The organism is Neochlamydia sp. TUME1 (assembly GCF_000813645.1).
Lineage (GTDB): Bacteria > Chlamydiota > Chlamydiia > Chlamydiales > Parachlamydiaceae > Neochlamydia.
This window is the reverse complement of sequence record NZ_JRXI01000110.1, coordinates 1-1,892: the sequence shown is the minus strand read 5'-3', so window position 1 is coordinate 1,892 and position 1,892 is coordinate 1. Positions and strand designations below refer to the sequence as shown.

At 34.5% G+C, this 1,892-nt stretch carries 1 protein-coding gene; it reads left to right on the top strand.

All coding sequences use genetic code 11. The features are described from left to right. The first annotated feature begins 581 nt into the window (after window positions 1-581). Window positions 582-1,799: a hypothetical protein gene (locus DB41_RS04815; RefSeq protein ID WP_039384945.1), complete on the top strand. Its 1,218-nt coding sequence runs from the start codon at window positions 582-584 to the stop codon at window positions 1,797-1,799. Window positions 1,800-1,892 lie beyond the last annotated feature (93 nt).

Genomic DNA, 1,892 nt, shown 5'->3' with positions numbered 1-1,892 from the left:
ACTTATTAATTAATCTTAATTTGTTATGAGCTAAAGTATACTGGCAGATAATGTGCCCTCTTCAAATCCTAGGCATGCATAAGAGAGCTATTCATAATAAAATTTACATTTAAATGGCCAGCAGTAGATTATCTACATCCTCTTTATCATAGATACTTCTAGCTAACCTTTTTCTTTTTGCATTCGGCCAAGAAAAGAAACGTCCTCTTTTCATATCAGTTGCTCATTCCTAAGCTCTCTGACAGATTGCTTCGAATCGTCCTTCAGATCCTATTATTCTATTTCTTTAAGAAAGACAAACTAGCTCTTACCCTGTTAATACCAATCGCTCGTAATCTTAAGCTTTTTGCTGTACACTTTGTTAACTCTAATTATTATACCCCACTTTTTTAGGCTAGCATATCGATCTCTTTCAAGCGTTTCTTTTTAAGATCCATTTGCTTATCAGATCTTTATTGAAGGCTCCTGCCTAATCGATAGGTTTCAATTCTTTACATTTAAAGTTTTAAGGAATATAATAATGTTCTTTTAAATTTAAATAGCTATTAATTACTTTATTGTTTTTTTAGCCAGGAGGGTTAATGAATAATATATTTCCAAACTACATCATAGACCGAGAGCCTATGAGATATGGCGGCTATCAAGAAGATTATCAGCTTAAAAGCAAAGAGATAATCCACGAAGGAATAAGAAAAATTAAAATTTCTCCCCAAGATAATAATTCCTTAACTACTCTTTTCTTCAATTTGTTAGAACAGTTTGGCACCCAACGGCGTAAAATAGCAGAGGCCCATGAGACTTTGGAAGCCGCTAAATTCGGGCTCCGAAGAGATACTGATGGATTAAATGATTGGTACCACACAATCTTAGATGGGGTCTATCAAGATTATAATGCTAAAATTTTGAAGGTATTAGCAAATCATTTGCAAGATATGGCTCTTGAAACTAAATCATCTCAAAGACACAAGAAGTTAACCGAGACATGTTTAAATCAAAATTTTTCTTTTGAAATTAAACTACTAGAAAGTGAAGATTACACTGCTTTGAAATGGAACCGGGCAACAAGCTTGGAAGAGCTTAAGCATTATTTTAACGAGTCCCAAATTAGTTTAATGAAAATAAATGAAGAAGATCTATCAATAAGCGAAATTCGAGAACGTAGACAAGCAATGAAAAAATTGAAAGAAAGTAATATCGAGTTATATATTCGTAACAAGATGGTTTCATTTTTTTCTATGATGAACAAACAATTTCCTTCTCCTAAACTTGTTTACCAAGATGGACAACAATATTATGAAGGCCATACCAAAAACTTCAAATCCTTCTTTCTACTAGGTACAGCTCGTTTGCAAGTAAACAAAAAGTTATTTGCTAGTACCCAATATTTTACTTGGCTTTATCGTGATGCAGAAAATCGTCCTGTCGAACGTATGTTGAAATGCTCCACGGTGATTTTAATCCATCAGGATAATTTGCTTATCAATGAAACCCTTCAGGAGATCGCTTCTATTTTTGCCAAGGCTGTATTAATGCCTCAGGAAAATCTTAATGAATTAAAAAGCACGATGGCTTTACTAAGATATTATTTGGCCCATGCTATGCCTTTTGAGAGGGGAAGCGCTGCTATTGGTGAGTGGATCGAAGGAGCTGTGTATGGCTCGCATGGTTTGAAAGTAACCTATCAAAAGGAAAAACAGGTGGATTTAGAAGCATTGACGTCGCCCTTGTTCTCGCAATTTTTAAACGAATATAGCGATATGATTTGTTTGACAGATGCTCATGAAGATTTAAGAGAATAAATGCTTTTAAGAAAAAAAAGTAAAGAAGGTTTAGCCATAAGGTGTTTTTAAACCTCGCTGGGCTTAGGGGATATTCTCAAAAGCCTCCGAGCT

Excerpts from the sequence above, each read along its gene's own strand:
- DB41_RS04815 (WP_039384945.1), top strand. The coding sequence starts at position 582 with ATGAATAATATATTTCCAAACTACATCATAGACCGAGAGCCTATGAGA.